Source organism: Rhizobium sp. WW22 (assembly GCF_047041135.1).
In the GTDB taxonomy this organism is placed as follows: domain Bacteria; phylum Pseudomonadota; class Alphaproteobacteria; order Rhizobiales; family Rhizobiaceae; genus Rhizobium.
Genome location: NZ_CP178198.1, coordinates 2,308,489 through 2,326,460, shown reverse-complemented (window position 1 = coordinate 2,326,460; position 17,972 = coordinate 2,308,489). Strand labels below are relative to the sequence as shown.

15 protein-coding genes and 1 pseudogene are annotated in these 17,972 nt (G+C 61.5%); 3 read left to right on the top strand and 13 right to left on the bottom strand.

What is annotated here, in order from left to right:
* Nucleotides 1-58: 58 nt before the first annotated feature.
* Nucleotides 59-960, top strand: a pseudogene (locus ACK83U_RS11470) (SDR family oxidoreductase).
* 153 nt (nt 961-1,113) lie between these two features.
* Complete coding sequence (locus tag ACK83U_RS11465) at nt 1,114-2,325, top strand: adenylate/guanylate cyclase domain-containing protein (RefSeq protein WP_112334990.1); 1,212 nt, start codon at nt 1,114-1,116, stop codon at nt 2,323-2,325.
* 20 nt (nt 2,326-2,345) lie between these two features.
* Here the strand turns inward: ACK83U_RS11465 and ACK83U_RS11460 are convergent, their stop codons facing one another.
* From ACK83U_RS11460 to ACK83U_RS11425, 8 genes are all read right to left on the bottom strand, one after another.
* A complete protein-coding gene (locus ACK83U_RS11460) occupies nt 2,346-4,313 on the bottom strand; it encodes a 3-hydroxyacyl-CoA dehydrogenase NAD-binding domain-containing protein (protein WP_112604354.1) in 1,968 nt (655 codons plus the stop codon).
* Between the two features lie 17 nt (nt 4,314-4,330).
* Nucleotides 4,331-4,726 carry a RidA family protein gene (locus tag ACK83U_RS11455; RefSeq protein WP_015340927.1) on the bottom strand — a complete coding sequence of 132 codons (396 nt, stop codon included), beginning with the start codon at nt 4,724-4,726 and terminating at the stop codon, nt 4,331-4,333.
* Nucleotides 4,704-5,135, bottom strand: coding sequence for an acyl-CoA thioesterase (locus ACK83U_RS11450; protein ID WP_112604356.1), 432 nt, complete (start codon nt 5,133-5,135; stop codon nt 4,704-4,706). Before ACK83U_RS11450 ends, ACK83U_RS11455 begins: the two co-directional genes overlap by 23 nt.
* An 8-nt stretch (nt 5,136-5,143) precedes the next feature.
* A complete protein-coding gene (locus ACK83U_RS11445) occupies nt 5,144-6,325 on the bottom strand; it encodes an acyl-CoA dehydrogenase (protein ID WP_112604358.1) in 1,182 nt (393 codons plus the stop codon).
* A 113-nt stretch (nt 6,326-6,438) separates the two neighbouring features.
* The gene (locus tag ACK83U_RS11440) at nt 6,439-7,617 is read right to left on the bottom strand and encodes an acyl-CoA dehydrogenase family protein (protein ID WP_112604360.1); all 1,179 of its coding nucleotides are present in this window, start codon (nt 7,615-7,617) and stop codon (nt 6,439-6,441) included.
* 4 nt (nt 7,618-7,621) lie between these two features.
* A complete protein-coding gene (locus ACK83U_RS11435) occupies nt 7,622-8,473 on the bottom strand; it encodes an enoyl-CoA hydratase family protein (protein WP_412474595.1) in 852 nt (283 codons plus the stop codon).
* Nucleotides 8,474-8,476: 3 nt separating this feature from the next.
* Complete coding sequence (locus tag ACK83U_RS11430) at nt 8,477-9,256, bottom strand: SDR family oxidoreductase (protein ID WP_112604364.1); 780 nt, start codon at nt 9,254-9,256, stop codon at nt 8,477-8,479.
* A 7-nt stretch (nt 9,257-9,263) separates the two neighbouring features.
* Nucleotides 9,264-11,582, bottom strand: coding sequence for a bifunctional salicylyl-CoA 5-hydroxylase/oxidoreductase (locus ACK83U_RS11425; RefSeq protein ID WP_112604366.1), 2,319 nt, complete (start codon nt 11,580-11,582; stop codon nt 9,264-9,266).
* A gap of 298 nt (nt 11,583-11,880) precedes the next feature.
* Here ACK83U_RS11425 and ACK83U_RS11420 point away from each other — a divergent pair, with 298 nt between their 5' ends.
* Nucleotides 11,881-13,494: an AMP-binding protein gene (locus ACK83U_RS11420; protein WP_112604368.1), complete on the top strand. Its 1,614-nt coding sequence runs from the start codon at nt 11,881-11,883 to the stop codon at nt 13,492-13,494.
* Nucleotides 13,495-13,528: 34 nt separating this feature from the next.
* Here the strand turns inward: ACK83U_RS11420 and ACK83U_RS11415 are convergent, their stop codons facing one another.
* From ACK83U_RS11415 to ACK83U_RS11395, 5 genes are all read right to left on the bottom strand, one after another.
* A complete protein-coding gene (locus ACK83U_RS11415; protein ID WP_112604370.1) occupies nt 13,529-14,092 on the bottom strand; it encodes a VOC family protein in 564 nt (187 codons plus the stop codon).
* Between the two features lie 69 nt (nt 14,093-14,161).
* Entirely contained in the window at nt 14,162-15,016 is an 855-nt protein-coding gene (locus ACK83U_RS11410) for an ABC transporter ATP-binding protein (RefSeq protein ID WP_112604372.1), read from the bottom strand.
* A complete protein-coding gene (locus ACK83U_RS11405; protein ID WP_112604374.1) occupies nt 15,013-15,885 on the bottom strand; it encodes an ABC transporter ATP-binding protein in 873 nt (290 codons plus the stop codon). Before ACK83U_RS11405 ends, ACK83U_RS11410 begins: the two co-directional genes overlap by 4 nt.
* The gene (locus tag ACK83U_RS11400) at nt 15,882-16,775 is read right to left on the bottom strand and encodes an ABC transporter permease (RefSeq protein WP_112604376.1); all 894 of its coding nucleotides are present in this window, start codon (nt 16,773-16,775) and stop codon (nt 15,882-15,884) included. Before ACK83U_RS11400 ends, ACK83U_RS11405 begins: the two co-directional genes overlap by 4 nt.
* Entirely contained in the window at nt 16,768-17,775 is a 1,008-nt protein-coding gene (locus ACK83U_RS11395) for an ABC transporter permease (protein WP_112604378.1), read from the bottom strand. The genes ACK83U_RS11400 and ACK83U_RS11395 overlap by 8 nt, the downstream gene beginning before the upstream one ends.
* Nucleotides 17,776-17,972 lie beyond the last annotated feature (197 nt).

Below are 17,972 nucleotides of genomic sequence, written 5' to 3'. Positions count from 1 at the left end.
TTCCTGCCGCTCTCCAATTCATCGTCAACAACAGCCAATCCTCTGAAGGAACAGGATCATGAGCAAGCAAGTCATCGTAATCACTGGCGCATCGAGCGGCTTCGGGGCTCTGACGGCACGCGCTCTCGCCAAGGCAGGCCATACGGTCTATGCCGGCATCCGCGAAACCAAGGGGCGTAATGCGGCGCAGGTCGAGGCAGCGGCGGCTTTCGCCAAGGAGAACGGCGTCGATCTCAGAACCGTCGAACTCGATGTTGCGTCGGATGCTTCTGTCGAAGCCGGTATTGCCGCCGTCATCGCCGAGCAAGGCCGTATCGATACCATCATCCACAATGCGGGCCACATGTCGTTCGGCCCGGCAGAAGCCTTCACGCCCGAACAGTTCGCCGAACTCTACGACATCAACGTGCTTAGCACCCAGCGCGTCAATCGAGCCGTGCTGCCTCACATGCGCAGGCAAGGAAAGGGGCTGGTCGTTTGGGTTTCCTCATCCAGCACGCGGGGCGGCACGCCGCCCTATCTCTCGCCTTATTTCGCAGCCAAGGCGGCCATGGATTCGCTTGCCGTTTCCATGCGTCGGAGCTGACACGCTGGGGCATCGAGACCGCTATCATCGTGCCGGGTGCCTTCACGAAAGGCACCAACCATTTTGCCCATTCCGGCTCGCCGGCTGACAAGGCTCGTGCCGCCGAATACGACAATGGTCCCTATGCAGGTGTTCCCGATCAGGCACTGAAGGGGCTCGCCTCGCTGGAGCCGGCCGACGCAGATGCAGCCTCGGTTGCGACCGCGATCGTCGATGTGATCGACATGCCGTTTGGCACACGCCCGTTCCGCACCCATATAGACCCCTCGGAAGATGGTGCGGAAATCGTCAATGGCGTTGCCGATCGGGTGAGGGCAGAACTCTTCCGGCGTATCGGCTTGGAGGATTTGCTGAGGCCTGTCGTCAAGGGCTGAGACCGCATTGCCATCTCCCAGCGTCAAATCGCCGCTTCTGTGCCACAGGAGCGGCGATGACTGACGTGCATCGAAACTATTTTGTGCAGGACGGCATTCCAAGCCTTAGAGTTTCGTACTAAAGCGAATCCTTCAGAGGGTCGGGAGATATCCATGGACGCGAAGGACATTGGCGAAATTGCCAGCTGGCTCATGCAGGCCGGCCTTAAGGGAATGACGGAAGTCGATATCCTCTCCGGCTTCTGCGAGCAGTGCCGTCAGCATGGTCTCAACATCGATCGGGCCATGGCGCTGATGGATACGCTGCATCCGGTCTATGAAGGGCGCGCCTTCCGCTGGGACGGCAATCAGATCATCGAGCGCGAGTTCGAATATGGCCCGACGCAACAGGGGATCGCCTCCGAAAACTGGCAGCGTTCCGCCTTCTATCATATGCTGACCACGGGCGGAGACGAGGTACGCCGGCGCATCGGCTTCGGCGACCCGACCGATTTCTACGGGCTCGATACGCTACTGGCCGACGGTCACACCGACTATATCGCCATGATCCACCGTTTCGAAGAGGGCGGCACGATAGGCGAGATGGATTGCTTCTATTCCAACTTTGCCACCGCGCATGAGGTCGGCTTTCCGGAGGAAGATTTGCGCGTGCTGCGCAAGCTGACGCCCGCGCTGGCTTTGGCGATCAAATGTACCGGCATGAGCCGCATCGCCCGCACCATTGCCGAAGTCTATCTCGGCGAGGATGCCGCCCGGCATGTGCTTGAGGGCAAGATTACCCGCGGCAAGACCGAGCGGATTTCGGCGGCACTCTGGTTTTCCGATCTCGCCAACTACACGCGCATTTCCGATACGGCCGAGCCGGATGAAATCATCCCGATGCTGAATGCCTATGCTGACGCGGTCATCTCCTCGATCCATGAGGCGGGCGGCAACGTGCTGAAGCTGATCGGCGATGGCACGCTGGCGATCTTCAAGGCTCGTAATTCCGCCGATGCCTGCGCTGCCGCCCTGATGGCGGAATCGCTGCTGCGCCAGCGGCTGCGCGACCTCAACTCGCAGCGGCAGATCGAGGGCCGGCCGGTGACGGACGTCTATCTCGGCCTGCATATCGGCGATGTCTTCTACGGGAATATCGGCAGCATGGACCGGCTGGATTTCACGGTGATCGGGCCGGCCGTCAACGAGGTCAGCCGCATCGCCTCGATGTGCCGGTCGGCCGACCGCAATGTCCTGATGTCGTCGAATTTCGTCGAGGCGCTGTCAGGCCAGCAGAGCAACGATCTCGTTTCCGTCGGCCGCTATGCGCTGCGTGGCGTCAACCGGCCGCAGGAATTGTTCACACTGCTCTCTTCGGCGGCCTGACCCGTCTGCGGTGACTGCTTTCAGCGACGGCCGGCCGCAAACATCGGGCCGCCCTTGCTGGCCGGAAAGCCATAGCCATTGATCATGACGAGATCGATATCGCTGGCGCGCGCGGCAACGCCTTCCAAAAGCAACGCCTCGCCTTCGTCAACCATGGCTTTCAGCAGGCGGCTGACGATCTCTTCTGGGGTGAAGCTCTTCGGCACAATGGCTTTTTCGGTGCGCGCGGCTTCGATCATGGCCGTTACCTCGGGATCAACAGTCCGTTTGCCATCGCGGTAGGCATACCAGCCGCGGCCCGTCTTCTGGCCGAAGCGTCCCGCTTCGCAGAGCCGGTCGGCGATGACGACGTAGCGCTCTGAGGGATCGCGTGTCGCGGCCTGCCGCTTGCGGCGTGCCCAGGCGATTTCCAAACCCGCCATGTCGAACACGGCAAAAGGCCCCATCGGAAAGCCGTAGGCCTCCAGGGCTGCGTCGATTTCCTGCGGCGAAGCGCCATCCTCGACCATGTATTCCGCTTCGCGGCGATAGGCGGAAAAGATGCGGTTGCCGATGAAGCCTTCGGTGACGCCCGACACCACAGGCAACTTGCCGAGCCGTTTTGCCAGGGCAATGGCTGTCACCAGCACATCCGGCGCCGTCTGCTTGCAATTCACCACCTCCAGGAGCCGCATGATATTGGCGGGCGAGAAGAAGTGTAGGCCGACAACGCGCTCTGGCCGTTGCGTTGCGGCGGCGATCACGTCGGGGTCGAGATAGCTCGTGTTGGTGGCAAGAATCGCGTCGGCGCGAACGATCGTATCGAGGCGCTGGAACAGCTCGGTCTTGACTGTGAGATCGTCGAAGACAGCTTCGATGACGAGATCGGCCTGCACCAGCTGCTGCATGTCGGCGGTGACGGTCAGCCGGCCCAAGCGATCTTCTCGCCCCGCAGCATCGAGGCGGCCGGACTGCACGGCCTTGTCGAGGAGGCCGGTGATGCGCTCGCGTCCCTTTTCCGCGACCTCTGTACTCTGCTCGACGCCGATGACCCGGTAGCCGCCATTGAGGGCGGAGACGGCAATGCCCGATCCCATCAGGCCAGTGCCGACGATGCCGATGGTCTCGATCTTGCGCGGAGCGACGGTCTCCAGCCCCTCGACTTTGCCGGCGGCTCGCTCGGCGAAGAAGACATGCCGCAGGGCTGCGGCCTCTTCGCTGTCGCGGAGGGCAATAAATGTGCGGCGCTCCTCGGCCAGTCCTTCTGATAAAGAGACGGTCGCCGCCAGGCGCACGAGGCGGATGGCTTCGGCCGGTGCACGCTGGCCGCGCGCCTTGCGCAATGCGTCCGATGCCGCCTTGTCGATCACATCTGTAGCTTCCGGAGGAACCGTCAGCGATCCCGTGCGGCGCAACGATGCGGCGTTGGTCATCTTGGCGTCGGCGATAGCTTCGGCGATCAGTTCGCCCTTGGTCACGCCATCGATGATGCCGAGCTTCAACGCTTCTGCGGCGGAGACCACACGGCCATTGGCGATCATATCGATGGCGGCGGCGATGCCTGTCAGACGCGGCAGGCGCTGCGTGCCGCCGGCGCCGGGTACGATGCCGAGTTTAACTTCGGGAAGGCCGAGCTTCGCGGTCAGGGCGGCAAGGCGACGATGGCAGGCGAGCGCCACTTCCAACCCGCCGCCCAGCGCAACACCGTTGATCGCGGCGACAACGGGTTTCGGAGAGGATTCGATGCGGGAGATGACATCAGGTAGATGCGGCTCGACCGGCGGTTTGCCGAATTCCTTGATGTCGGCGCCGCCGATGAAGCTGGCGCCCGCTCCGGTCAGTACGACGCCGGCGACTGTGTCATCTTTCTCGGCACGATCCAAAGCGGCCATCAGGCCGGCCCGGACATCAGCTGATAATGCGTTGACCGGTGCATTGTCGATGGTGACGACGAGGATCCCGTCGGCTAGCGCAGCCGAGATGGTGTCCGAAAAGCGCAATGCCGACATAATCTTAATCGCCTCTACTATTCCGGGATGACGGCCGTTGCCTGGATCTCGATTTTCGCACGATCTTCGACGAGGGCGACGACCTGCACGGCGGCCATGGCCGGGAAGTGCCGGCCGATGATTTCGCGGTAAGCCTGGCCGAGACCCTTCAGATTGCCGAGATATTCCTGCTTGTCGGTGAAATACCAGGTCATCGATGTGATGTGCTTCGGCTCGGCGCCACCCTCGGCAAGGATGGCGACGACATTCTTCAGCGTCTGGCGCACCTGCTCGACGAAATCGTCGCTTTCGAATTCGCAGGCGGCATTCCAGCCGACCTGGCCGCCGACGAACACCATGCGGCCCGTCGCCGCCATGCCATTGGCATAGCCGATCGGCTTGGCCCAGCCCTCAGGTTGCAGGATGGTGTGCATCGGTCGTCTCCAGATGAGAGGTCAGTGCGGCGCGGAGATCATCCGGCCATTCAATGGATCTATGCGTATCGAGCGAGGTGGCGACGACGCGGTGCCTGGCCGTCCACAGCACATGGCCGTTCGCCGAGACCTGATGTTCGAGATCGAGCGAGGAGCGGCCGACACCATGGACGGCAAGGACGAATTCGAGATCGTCACCCTGCAGGCCCGGCTTGATGAAGGTCAGATCGAGGCGCACGGTGGGAACACCGATGCGGCGGTCGTCGATCAGCTTTCGCCAGGAAAAGCCGATCGAGGCGAAATAGTCCTCCAGCACCCCGACGAGGATGTTCAGGTACGAGGGGAAATAGGCGATCCCGGAGGGATCGCAATCTCCGAAGCGCAGGGGTCTGGTGGTTCTAAATGCCACGGCCGGCCTCAGTTCGAAAAGGCGGCGATGCCGGTGATGGCGCGGCCGAGGATGAGGGCGTGGATGTCGTGCGTGCCCTCATAGGTGTTGACCACTTCGAGGTTGACGAGATGGCGGGCGATGCCGAATTCGTCCGAGATACCGTTGCCGCCGAGCATGTCGCGGGCGGCGCGGGCGATATCAAGCGCCTTGCCGCAGCTATTGCGCTTGAGGATGGAGGTGAGTTCGACCGGCGGATGGCCTTCTTCCTTCATGCGGCCGAGGCGCAGGCAGCCCTGCAGGCCGAGCGTGATCTCGGTCACCATGTCGGCAAGCTTCTTCTGGATCAGCTGGTTGGCGGCAAGCGGACGGCCGAACTGCTTGCGGTCGAGCACATATTGCCGCGCCTTGGCATAGCAATCCTCGGCAGCACCGAGCGCACCCCAGGCAATGCCGAAGCGAGCGGAGTTGAGGCAGGTAAACGGACCCTTCAAGCCGGAAACGTTCGGCAGCAGGTTTTCTTCCGGCACGAAAACATTCTCCATGACCACTTCGCCCGTTATGGACGCGCGCAGGCCAACCTTGCCGTGGATGGCCGGCGCCGACAGGCCCTTCCAGCCCTTTTCGAGGATGAAGCCGCGGATGAGGCCATCCTCGGTCTTGGCCCAGACGACGAAGACATCGGCGATCGGCGCGTTCGAAATCCAGGTCTTGGCGCCGGTGAGGCTGTAGCCGCCATCGACCTTCTTTGCACGTGTGACCATCGAGCCGGGATCGGAGCCGTGGTTCGGTTCGGTGAGGCCAAAGCAGCCGATCCATTCGCCGGTTGCAAGCTTCGGCAGATATTTCTGCTTCTGCGCTTCCGACCCGAAGGTTTCGATCGGCACCATGACCAAGGAAGACTGAACACTCATCATCGAGCGATAGCCGCTATCGACACGCTCGACTTCGCGGGCGATGAGACCATAGGCAACGTAGCTCAGGCCAGCGCCGCCATATTCCGGCGAGATTGTCGAGCCGAGCAGGCCGAGCTCACCCATTTCGCGGAAGATCGCCGGATCGGTTTTTTCGTGGCGGAAGGCTTCCAGCACGCGGGGCGCGAGCTTTTCCTGCGCGTAGGAATGCGCGGTATCCAACACCATGCGTTCGTCGTCGCTCAGCTGCTCCGTCAGCCGGAACGGGTCGGCCCAGTCGAAAATCTCGCGGCTCATGTGCTTATCTCCCATTGGAGCGGTTCAGTTTTACAGAGCGACTGAACCGCTCAATTTGTTTGTTCTACGCAATTCCGGACGGAAAACCGTTTCACACTTTTCCTGGAATTGCTCTATGCCTTCAAAAGTTCGCGCGCGACGATGAGTTTCTGAACTTCCGTCGCACCTTCATAGATGCGAAGCGCGCGGATCTCCCGATAGAGTTTTTCCGTTATCTCGCCCGATTTCACGCCGCGCCCGCCAAAGAGCTGAACGGCGCGGTCGATGACGCTCTGCGCGGTTTCCGTCGCCGTCATCTTCGCCATGGCCGCCTCGCGCGTCGTCGGCAACCGCTGCACGTCGCGGCGCCAAGCCGCCCGATAGGTGAGCAATGCCGCAGCGTCGATGCCGGTCGCCATATCGCCGAGGGCGGCCTGCGTCAACTGAAGGTCGGCAAGAGTGGCACCGAACATCGGGCGCGACCGCGCGTGGGCAAGCGATTCATCGAGCGCGCGGCGGGCAAAGCCGAGGCCGGCAGCCGCCACCGAGGCGCGGAAAATATCGAGCGTGCGCATGGCGATCTTGAAGCCTTCGCCCGGTGCGCCGAGGCGGCGCGAAGCAGGAATGCGGCAATTGTCGAAACGGATCGACGCCAGCGGATGCGGCGCGATCACCTCGATGCGTTCGGCAATCGAGAAGCCGGGATCGTCGGCAAAGACGATGAAGGCCGAGATGCCGCGTGTTCCAGGCGCTTCGCCGGTGCGCGCGAAGACGGTGTAGACGTCGGCTATGCCGCCATTGGAAATCCAGGTCTTCTCGCCGTCGAGAACATAGTGGTCACCATCGGAACGGGCAGCGCAGCTCATGGCGGCCACATCGGAGCCGGCGCCCTTTTCCGATAGCGCGAAGGCGGCGAGCCAGTCACCCGAGCGCACCTTGGGCAACACGGCGGCCCGCAATTCGGGCGAGCCAGAGAGGCCGATGGCGCCGGTGCCGAGCCCCTGCATGGCAAAGGCGAAATCGGCAAGGCCGTCATGCCAGGCCAGCGTTTCGCGGGCGAGGCAGACCATGCGGGAATCGATCAGCGGTTCGCTATCGGACGAACCGGTTGCGGCAGTCAGGAGCCCGGCTGCGCCCAGCGCCTTGACCAACTTGCGGCATGCGCCATCGACATCGGCGTGATCGATGGAAGCCATGACGCTGGACTTTGCGAAGGCATCGACCTCGGCGGCAAACCGGTAATGGCGCTCCTCGAAGAAAGGCCAATCCAGATGGTCGCGGGTCGGGCCGGGGAGGCTGCTTGCCGTGGACATGGCCTCAATACCCCTGGAATTCCGGCCGGCGCTTGGCCGCGAAGGCTTCGAAGGCGCGGCGGAAATCCTGCGTCGCCATGCAGATCGCCTGCGCCTGCGCTTCGGATTCGATCATTTCGTCGATGCCCATCGCCCATTCCTGGTTCAGCATGGTCTTGGTCATGCCATGAGCGAACCAGGGCCCGTCGGCAAGCGAACGGGCGAGCTTAACCGCTTCGCTCTCGAGGTCGGCGCTCGCGTGCAGTCCGTTATAGAAGCCCCAGGCCTGTCCTTCCGCTGCCGTCATCGAGCGGCCGGTAAGAAGAAGCTCGGCGGCACGGCCCTGGCCGATGATGCGGGGCAAGATGCCGCAAGCACCCATGTCCGCACCGGCAAGGCCGACACGGGTGAAGAGGAAGGCCGTCTTGGCTTCGGGCGTTGCGAGCCTCAGATCGGAGGCCATGGCAAGGATGGCGCCAGCGCCGGCGCAGATGCCGTCAACCGCCGTGATGATCGGTTGCGGGCATTTGCGCATCGCCTTGACGAGATCTCCGGTCATGCGCGTAAACGCAAGAAGCTCGGGCATTGCCATGCGCGTCAGCGGCTCGATGATCTCGAAGACGTCGCCGCCGGAGGAGAAATTGCCGCCGGCGCCGGTCAATACGATGGCGCGGATATCCGATGCATAGGTGAGATCGCGGAAGAGATCGCGCAGCTCGGCATAGCTGTCGAAGGTCAGCGGATTCTTACGTTCCGGGCGATTGAGGCGGATGGTGGCGACGCGGCCATCTTCACTGACATCCCAGAGGAAGTGCTCAGGCTTGTAATCCTTGAAGGGCTTCAAATGCCCCTTCATCGTCATGTCCCGATCGTTCATCCCTCAAATCTCCCCACCGGCAACCGCAATTGCCTGTCCATTGATCGATGCCGCGGCCGGCGAGGCCAGCCATAGCACGGTGTCGGCGACCTCTTCCGGCTTGACGAGGCACCCCTGCGGATTGGACTTCGTGAACTCGGCAAGCGCCTGTTCGGCCGTGCGCCCGGTCTTGGCGACGATCGTCTCAATCGAGCGCTGGATGATCGGCGTGTCGGTGAAGCCGGGGCAGACGGCGTTGACGGTGATACCGGTTTTCGCCAGTTCCAGCGCCAGCGAGCGGGTCAGGCCGACGACGCCATGCTTGGCAGCGACGTAAGCCGAGACGTAAGCGTAACCTTTCAGGCCGGCCGTCGAGGCGATGTTGATGATGCGTGCGCCGTGGCCACGAGCCTTTAGGTCGGGAAGGGCGGCCTGAGTCGCCAGGAAGACGCCGGTGAGGTCGACGGAGAGGACATGGTTCCAGGCCTCCAGCGTCGTCTTCTCGAAAGAGGCGCTCGGCGCTTCTCCGGCATTGTTGACGAGGATATCGACCGGGCCGAACTTCTCACGCACCTTGGCAAGGCCCTGGGCAACGGCGTCGAGGCTGGTGACATCGAAGCCATCGACGACAAAAGCGTGCACGCCGATTTCGGCGGCAACCGCTTCCAGCGGCTCTCGCCGGCGACCGGCGAGGCTGACGCGCGCACCCTCGGCGGCAAGCGCCTTGGCGATCGCGGCACCTATGCCGCTGCCGGCCCCGGTGACGAGGGCGTGACGGCCGCTGAGTTTGCCCAAAGTCGTCATATCTTCCTCACTTAGCCGGTGCTGCCGTGGCTGCGCGGGCAAGGTTGGTTTCATATTGCGTCTTGCCGGAAAGATATTGCTTCGGCCAGGGAATGGAAGTCAGCCCGATCTTGGCGGCTTCGTGCAGTGACCAGGCGGGGTCCGCCAGATGTGGGCGGGCAATGGCGCAAAGATCGGCGCGGCCCGCCGCAATGATCGAATTGGCGTGATCGGCCTCGGAGATTGCACCGACGGCGATCGTCGGGATGCCGATCTCATTGCGGATCTTGTCGGAGAAGGGCGTCTGGAACAGGCGGCCGTAAACCGGCTTTTCCTGTTTCGATACCTGGCCTGAGGAGCAGTCGATCAGGTCGGCGCCGGCTTCCTTGAACATGCGCGCGAAGATCGCCGCATCTTCCGGTGTGTTACCGCCGTCAGTCCAGTCATGGCAGGAGAGGCGGATCGAGATCGGCTTGCCCGCCGGCCAGATCGCGCGCATTGCACTGAATATCTCCAGGGGATAGCGGGCGCGGTTTTCATGGCTGCCGCCATACTCGTCGTCGCGCAGATTGGTCAGCGGCGACAGGAAACTCGACAGCAGATAGCCGTGGGCGCAATGGAGTTCCAGCCAATCGGCGCCGGTCTCGACCGCCAGTTCGGTCGAGCGGACGAAGTCGGCCTTGACGCGATCCATATCGGCGCGATCCATGGTCTTCGGCACCTGGCTGTTCTTGAGATAGGGAACTGCGGACGCCGAAATCAGCGGCCATTCGCCCTCTGGTAGCGGCTGGTCGATCCCTTCCCAGGCGAGCTTCGTCGCGCCCTTGCGGCCGGCATGGCCGAGCTGGATGCCGACTTTAGCGGCGCTGCTCGTATGGACGAAATCGACGAGCCGCTTCCATTGCGCGGCCTGCTCTTCGTTCCAGAGGCCCAGGCAGCCGGGGGTGATGCGCGCATCCGAGGTGACGCAGGTCATCTCTGCAAAGATCAGGCCAGCGCCGCCAAGCGCGCGCGAGCCGAGATGGACGATATGGAAATCGTTCATCACGCCGTCTTCAGCCGAGTACATGGCCATCGGCGAGACCACGATACGGTTGACGAGCTGGACCTCGCGCAGACGATAGGGCGTGAACATCGGCGGCAGGCAGCGGTCGTTACCGACCTCAAGGCCGGATTTTTCGGCAAACCAGCGCTCATAGCCTTCAAGCCAGGTCTTGTCGCGCAATCGAAGATTTTCGTGGCTGATGCGCTGGGAGCGCGTCAACATCGAATACATGAATTGCGGCGGCTCGAGCGTATCGGCATAGCGGCGGCCGACGACTTCGAACCATTCCATCGCATTGCGGGCGGCGTTCTGGATGCGGGCGACGTCGACGCGGCGGATTTCTTCATAGGTCTCAAGGACTGCCGGAATCTTGTCCTTCTCGTGCCCATGGATCTGGAACTGACGGGTCAGCTCGATGGCATCGTCAATGGCAAGCTTGGTGCCCGAGCCGATCGCGAAATGCGCGGTATGGGCGGCATCACCCATCAGCACGACATGAGAGTTGCCGTTGAAATGGCTCCATTTGCCGCAGATCAGGCGGTTGAAATTCAGCCAGGCCGAGCCGCGGATGTGGCGGGCATTGGTCATCAGCGAAGCGCCTTCGAGCACTTCGGAAAACAGGTTTTCGCAGAAGGCGATGGAGCCGTCCTGATCCATCTTGTCAAGGCCGTGGGCGAGATAGGCCTCTTCCGTCGTCTCGACGATGAAGGTCGAGGTCTTGTCGTCGAACTTGTAGATATGCGCCTGGAACCAGCCGTGATCGGTGCGGCGGAAATCGAAGGTGAAGGCGTCGAAAAGCTTGTTGGTGCCGAGCCAGATATAGCGGTTCGGCCGGGTGATCATATCCGGCTGGAAGACCTCCGGATAATGGTTGCGAATGCGCGAATTGAGGCCGTCCGAGCCGACGACCAGATCGGCATCCGGATAGTCGAGATCGGAATTGACGTCCGTTTCGAAGATAAGCTCCACGCCGAGCGCCTCGCAGCGGCGCTGCAGGATGTTCAAAAGCTTCTTGCGGCCGATACCGACGAAGCCGTGGCCCGAGGTGCGTTGGCGCGTCCCCTTGAACAGGACCTCGATATCGTCCCAATGGTTGAAGGCGTCCTCGATTTCGGCGGCACTTTCCGGGTCCCATTCCCGCATCGAAACCATGGTCGCATCGGAAAAGACAACACCCCAGCCGAAAGTATCATAGGGGCGGTTGCGCTCGACGACGCGGATGGAGTGCTCGGGATGGAGCTTCTTCATCAGAAGCGCGAAGTAGAGCCCTGCGGGGCCGCCGCCGATACAGACGATGCGCATCGCTTTTCCCTCCTCGTCAGACCGAAGCCGACCTCAAAATCATTTAAACTTAAAATATCTTGTCGATGCCATTCGTCAAGGCTTTTCCTGTTCGGATTTGCGGAGGGCTGATGGTCACAACATCGTGAAAATTGAGAATTTTCTTTCTAAATCAATGGGAATTTAAAAATAGTTTATGCTTAAAATTTCTTGCTTGAACATTGCGGGCTTCGGTGCGATCTTTTTTAGCAATGCCACATGCGCCGCGGGGAAACGGCTGTCGTGGCGATTTGATCGAGAAGAATGCGGGAGCAAGGCGATGCTGGGACCAACCGGTCATACCGATACATTCACGCGAGACAATCTGCCGCCTTTCGACGAATGGCCCGAGCTACGGATGGAGGGTTTCGACTATCCGGAATGGCTGAATGCCGGCTTCGAGCTGAGTGACCGGATGGTTGAGAAGGGTTTCGCCGATCACGTTGCCCTGATCGGCAACGGCCGCCGCCGCACCTACAAGGAGCTGGCGGACTGGACCAACCGCATCGCGCACGCGCTCGTCGAGAACTTCGGCGTCAAGCCCGGCAATCGCGTTCTCATCCGCTCCGGCAACAATCCCGCCATGATCGCCTGCTGGCTGGCGGTGACGAAGGTCGGCGCTGTTGCCGTCAATACCATGCCGATGCTGCGGGCAGGCGAGCTTTCGAAGATCATCGACAAGGCGGAAATCTCATTCGCGCTGTGCGATACAAGACTGCTGGAAGAGCTTGTCGCGGCGGCCAAGGACAGCCAGTTTTTGAAACAGGTTGTCGGCTTCGACGGCACCGCCAACCACGATGCGGAACTCGACCGCATTGCGCTCAACAAGCCCGTTCGCTTCGAGCCGGTGAAGACCGGGCGGGATGATGTGGCGCTGCTCGGTTTCACCTCCGGATCGACGGGCGTGCCCAAGGCGACCATGCATTTCCATCGCGATATCCTGATTATCGCCGATGCCTATGCCAAGGAAGTGCTGCAGGTGACGCCGGATGACGTCTTCATCGGCTCGCCACCGATTGCCTTCACCTTCGGACTCGGAGGTCTGGTCATCTTCCCCTTGCGCTTCGGCGCATCGACGGCGCTGCTGGAAAACGCTTCGCCGAAGAACATGGTCGAGATCATCCAGGAATATGGAGCGACCGTCAGCTTCACCGCACCGACGGCCTATCGTGCCATGCTGGCGGCGATGGAGGAGGGGGCGGATCTGTCTTCGCTTCGCATTGCCGTTTCCGCCGGTGAGACGCTGCCGGGGCCGATTTTCGAGGAATGGACGCGCAAGACCGGCAAGCCGATCCTCGACGGCATCGGCTCGACCGAGATGCTGCATATCTTCATCTCCAATCATCTCTCCGACGCCAAGCCGAATTGCACGGGCAAGCCGCTGAAGGGCTATGAGGCCCGTGTCGTCGATGACGGGATGAACGAGGTTCCGCGCGGGACCATCGGCAAACTCGTCGTTCGCGGGCCGATCGGCTGCCGCTATCTCGCCGACCACAGGCAGGCCGATTACGTGCGAGATGGCTGGAACCTGACGGGCGACAGCTTCATTCAGGATGAGGACGGCTATTTCCATTTCGCCGCCCGTTCCGACGACATCATTCTTTCGGCCGGTTACAATATTGCCGGGCCGGAAGTCGAGGCAGCCCTTCTTTCGCATGCCGACGTGCTCGAATGCGCTGTGATCGGCAAACCGGACGAGGAACGGGGTTATATCGTGCAGGCGCATGTCGTGCTGGTGCCTGGGGTCACAGGGTCGGATCTACTGGCTAAGGCGCTGCAGGATCACGTCAAGGCCGTCATCGCGCCTTATAAATATCCGCGCTCCATCGTCTTCGTCGACGCTTTGCCAAAGACAGAATCCGGCAAGATACAGCGCTTCCGCCTGCGGAACTAGGAATGCCGCAAGGCGAACGTCATGACGCGTTGATTTATTTGCCCGGATCTTTCGGGCTCCACAGCACGGTTTCGGCGTCCTTTTCGTAAGCCATGCCCTTGGGGTAGCTGATAGCCTCGAACTGCAGGCCCCAGGGTGCCTGGAAATAGAGGATCGAGTGGCCAGCTGCTGGACCGTCTGTAATGTGCAATGGCCCGAAGCGCGTCGCAACGTTTCTGCTGTCTAGATAAGCTTTTGCGGCGTCGATATCGTCGACATAAAGCGAGATGTGAAACGCGCCGATATCGCTGTTCTTCTGCTTGAGGTCCCGCTGATCGGGCGCCGAATATTCGAACAGTTCGATGTTCGATCCGAAACCGCATCGCACCTGGGTTATCTGCTTGATTTCAGCCTTGGGATCGACACCAAGCAAATCGGTCATGAATGTGCCCATATCATCGGCAAACGGGCCGAACGACATAACGACCTCGCAGCCGAGTACGTTTTCGAAGAAATCGACCGCCTGCTTCATATCTGGCACCGTCAGTCCTGTATGGTCGTGGCCACGAAGACCGGGTAAGCCCGTGGTTTTTGTTGCTGCTGAAACAGGATCCGTCATGGGGTCTTTCCTTTCCATATGCCGATGTTGTTGCAGTCTCGCTAACACCTGCAGCACAATTAATAACCTTTACGCAACGGGCGCTTCTTCCATCAGGTTTTCGCGACCAAGCCAGTGCGGGTCGACTTCCGGCAGGGGAATGGCGTCGAGCAGCATGCGGGTATAGGCGGAGGCGGGTGCGGTGAAGACGCGCTCGCAATCGCCTTCTTCTTCGACGCGACCGTGGCGCATGACATAGACGCGGTCGCAGACGGCGCGAATGACGGAAAGATCATGGCTGATGAAGGCCATCGAGAGGCCAAGATCGCGCGAAAGTTCCTTCAGCAGATTGAGAACCTGTGCCTGCGTCGACACATCGAGGCCGGAGACGATCTCGTCGGCGAGCACGAAATCCGGCTTCAGCAGAGCCGCGCGCGCGATGCCGATGCGCTGGCGCTGGCCGCCCGAGAGCTCATGCGGATTGCGGTCGAGGCAGGCCTGCGGCAGTGTCACGCGTTCGAGGATTTTGGCGACATGGCGCTCTGCCTCTTTTCTGTCCGAAGCCAGCCTGTGCAGCAGCAGTGGCTCGACGAGGATGCGGCGGATCGTGTGGCGCGGATTAAGCGAGGCCATCGGATCCTGAAAGATCATCTGCATGCGGCGGCGCAGCGGCCGCATCTCTGAATCGGGCAGATGCGTGATGTCTCGGCCGTCGAAATGAATGCTGCCTGCGGTCACATCGATCAGCCGCAGCAGGGCGCGGCCGAGCGTCGTCTTGCCCGAGCCGCTTTCGCCGACAATACCGATCGTTTCACCACGACGGATATCGATATCGACGCCGTGCAGCACTTTGATGCCAAGGCCTGGTGGTCCGAAAAGATGTCGCTTGGCACCATAAATGACTTCGATGCCCTTAGCGGACAGCAGATGATCGGAAATGCTCATCGGCCGCCCTCCGAAATGCCGATTTCGCGGCGCAGTTGTTCGAAGACTGCTTGCGGCACCGGCGTCAGCCCGGCATCCGGCCGATCGTAACGGGGGCCAGCGGCAAGGAGCGATTTCGTGTAGACGTGCCGTGGATGCGCCAGCACGTCGCTCGTGCGCCCCTCTTCGATCACCTTGCCGGCGTAAAGCAGGGTCACACTGTCGCAGATCTGGGCGACGACGCCGAGATCGTGCGTGACGAAGATAACTGCGGTGCCGTGCGCTTCCTGCAGGCCGCGGATCAGCCGCAGGATCTGCTTTTGCACCGTGACGTCGAGCGCCGTGGTCGGCTCGTCGGCGACGACCAGCTTCGGCTCCAGCGCGAAGGCGGCGGCGATCAAGATGCGTTGACGCATGCCGCCCGACAATTCGTGGGGATAGGCGCGCAATACACGCTCGGGATCGCGAATATGCACTTCTTCCAGCAGCTTCAGCGCTCGACGGTGGGCATCACTTGATGACATGCCCCGCTTCAACCGTAGTCCGTCGGTCAACTGAGCCTCGATGCGGCGACCGGGATTGAGTGCCGTCTGCGGGTCCTGCGGGATCAGCGAGATCTCGCTGCCCATGATGTCTCGCAATTCCTTGGCGGAAAGCGTGAGTAGATCGCGGTTTTCGAACAGGATCGAGCCGTTCGTGACGCGGACGCCGCGCGGCAGGATGCCGAGCAGGGCCTTGGCGATGGTCGATTTTCCGGCGCCACTTTCGCCGACCAGCCCGCGCACTTCGCCGCGTTCCAACGTCAGGGAAACATCGCGCAGGATCGGTGCGCCGCCGTCGCGGTCGGATACGGCGTTGAGGCCGGTAATGGAGAGGAGTGGAGATGTCATCGGCGCATCACCGGATCGAGGGCGCGGCGCAGGCCATCGCCGAGTTGATTGAAGGCAAGCACCGTCGCAAAGAGCGCGATCAGCGGCACGACCAGCACCCACCAACCTTGATAGATCATCTGACGCCCCTCGGCGATCATGCCGCCCCAGGTCGGCGTGTCGGAGGCAACCGAAAGGCCGACGAAGGACAGGATGGCTTCGACGATGACGGCGATGCCCATTTCCAGGCTAACGAGGGCGATCAGCACCGGCGTTACATTGGGCAGAATTTCGCTGAAGAGGATTCTCACTCGTGAAAAACCGATCGTGTGGGCTGCGGTCACATAATCCATCCGCGCCTGCGCCTGTGTTTCCGAGCGCACGACGCGACAGAAGCGTGTCCAGTCGATGATGACAATGGCCGCGATGACCGAATGCACACCGGAGCCGAAGACGGCGACGAGGAGGATCGACAGCAATACAGGCGGGAAGGCCATCCAGATATCGACAAGGCGGGAGATCACCTTGTCGATCCAGCCGCCGTACCAGCCGGCGAGAAGGCCGAGCAGCGTGCCGATCAGGGCCGCGAGCCCGGCGGCGACGAAGGCGACAGTAAGCGCGATGCGCGTGCCGAAGATGGCGCGGGAGAGCACGTCGCGGCCGAGATCGTCCGTGCCGAGCAGGAAGCCGGGATCGGCCCCCTCGATCCATGCCGGTGGCAGAGTGCCGGACATCAGATCCTGCTCCAGCGGATCTTTCGGCGCGATATAGGGCGCGAAGATCGCAAGGATGAGGAGGATGAGAATAAAGCCGCCGCCGAAGATCACCTTCGGCTCGGAAAGCAGCGCCTGAAAGCGTTTCGCCATTCTGGAGGGCGGCTGCGGCATGGCGGGCGAGGTGATGTCAGCCATGGGCAAGCCTCGGATTGAAGGCCGCGACGAGAAGGTCGACCGCCAGATTAACGAGGATGAAGAGGGCGCCGAAGACCAGTACCAGTCCCTGGATCAGCGGCAGGTCGCGGTTGATGACGGCATCGATCGCCATGTTGCCAATGCCAGGATAGGCGAAGATGCGCTCGACGATGACGCTGCCGCCGATCAGGAAGGTGAATTGCACGCCGGTGAGCGCGATCGTCGGGCCGACGGCATTGCGTAGCGCCTCCTGCAATACCAGTCGCAGCTCGGACATTCCTTTCAATTTGGCGAGCAGGATATAGTCCTGCACCATGGCCTCGGAGAGTGCGGCCTTGAGCACCCGGGCGATGATGGCCGCCAGCGGCAGGCCGAGCGCCAGGACTGGCATGACCATATGGGCGCAAATATCGACGAAGATCGCAAAGCGAAGCGTCACCAGGCTTTCGATCAGATAGAAGGGCGTTGTGAATTGCGCGTCGATGCTTGGGTCGATGCGGCCGGAGAGCGGAAAGAGTGGAAAAAGAACACCGAGGACGAGCACCAGCGCCAGCGCCCAGACGAAATCCGGAACGGCAAGAAAAAGGCCATTGAGGCTATCGATCACAGGCTCAAAAATCGTGCGACGGGCAAGGGTGCCGATGATGGCGACCGCGCCACCGAGAAGAATAGCCAACGCCAACGCAGCAAAGGCGAGTTCCAGCGTTGCAGGGAGGCGCTCTCCCAAGAGAGACAGCACGTCACGCTTTAGGGAAATCGATATCCCAAAATCGCCTGTCAGAACCGATTTCAGCCAGAGCCAGAATTGGGTCGTGAGGCTTGCATCGAGACCGTAATGGGCGCGCAGTGCGGCGATATCGGCAGGGCTAGCGCCCGGCGAGATCATCATCGCGATCGGATCTCCGGGTACGACGCGCAGTAGGACGAAGACGATCACCGCCACGCCGAAGAGGGTGATCGTGGCCATGATCAGCCGGTTGAGAATGGAGACTGCTATCATGCGTTATGAGTTCCGATCGCATGTGCTGACTGTAACATGGAGAGTACAGGCCCCTCATCCGGCCTATCGGCCACCTTCTCCCGTTTTGACGGGGAGAAGGGGATAGAAGCACCCGGAGCCTTCCTTCCGACCGTTTTTCCAGACGAGGGTACAGAGGTCGTCCCCTCTCCCCGTCAGAACGGGGAGAGGGCTAGGGT

What these genes read in the sequence shown, in the direction of transcription:
- ACK83U_RS11425 (WP_112604366.1), bottom strand. Translation starts at nt 11,582, where the DNA reads ATGCGCATCGTCTGTATCGGCGGCGGCCCCGCAGGGCTCTACTTCGCG.
- ACK83U_RS11455 (WP_015340927.1), bottom strand. Translation starts at nt 4,726, where the DNA reads ATGCACACCATCCTGCAACCTGAGGGCTGGGCCAAGCCGATCGGCTAT.
- ACK83U_RS11415 (WP_112604370.1), bottom strand. Translation starts at nt 14,092, where the DNA reads ATGACGGATCCTGTTTCAGCAGCAACAAAAACCACGGGCTTACCCGGT.
- ACK83U_RS11430 (WP_112604364.1), bottom strand. Translation starts at nt 9,256, where the DNA reads ATGACGACTTTGGGCAAACTCAGCGGCCGTCACGCCCTCGTCACCGGG.
- ACK83U_RS11465 (WP_112334990.1), top strand. Translation starts at nt 1,114, where the DNA reads ATGGACGCGAAGGACATTGGCGAAATTGCCAGCTGGCTCATGCAGGCC.
- ACK83U_RS11460 (WP_112604354.1), bottom strand. Translation starts at nt 4,313, where the DNA reads ATGTCGGCATTGCGCTTTTCGGACACCATCTCGGCTGCGCTAGCCGAC.
- ACK83U_RS11405 (WP_112604374.1), bottom strand. Translation starts at nt 15,885, where the DNA reads ATGACATCTCCACTCCTCTCCATTACCGGCCTCAACGCCGTATCCGAC.
- ACK83U_RS11410 (WP_112604372.1), bottom strand. Translation starts at nt 15,016, where the DNA reads ATGAGCATTTCCGATCATCTGCTGTCCGCTAAGGGCATCGAAGTCATT.
- ACK83U_RS11400 (WP_112604376.1), bottom strand. Translation starts at nt 16,775, where the DNA reads ATGGCTGACATCACCTCGCCCGCCATGCCGCAGCCGCCCTCCAGAATG.
- ACK83U_RS11435 (WP_412474595.1), bottom strand. Translation starts at nt 8,473, where the DNA reads ATGAACGATCGGGACATGACGATGAAGGGGCATTTGAAGCCCTTCAAG.
- ACK83U_RS11445 (WP_112604358.1), bottom strand. Translation starts at nt 6,325, where the DNA reads ATGAGCCGCGAGATTTTCGACTGGGCCGACCCGTTCCGGCTGACGGAG.
- ACK83U_RS11395 (WP_112604378.1), bottom strand. Translation starts at nt 17,775, where the DNA reads ATGATAGCAGTCTCCATTCTCAACCGGCTGATCATGGCCACGATCACC.
- ACK83U_RS11440 (WP_112604360.1), bottom strand. Translation starts at nt 7,617, where the DNA reads ATGTCCACGGCAAGCAGCCTCCCCGGCCCGACCCGCGACCATCTGGAT.
- ACK83U_RS11420 (WP_112604368.1), top strand. Translation starts at nt 11,881, where the DNA reads ATGCTGGGACCAACCGGTCATACCGATACATTCACGCGAGACAATCTG.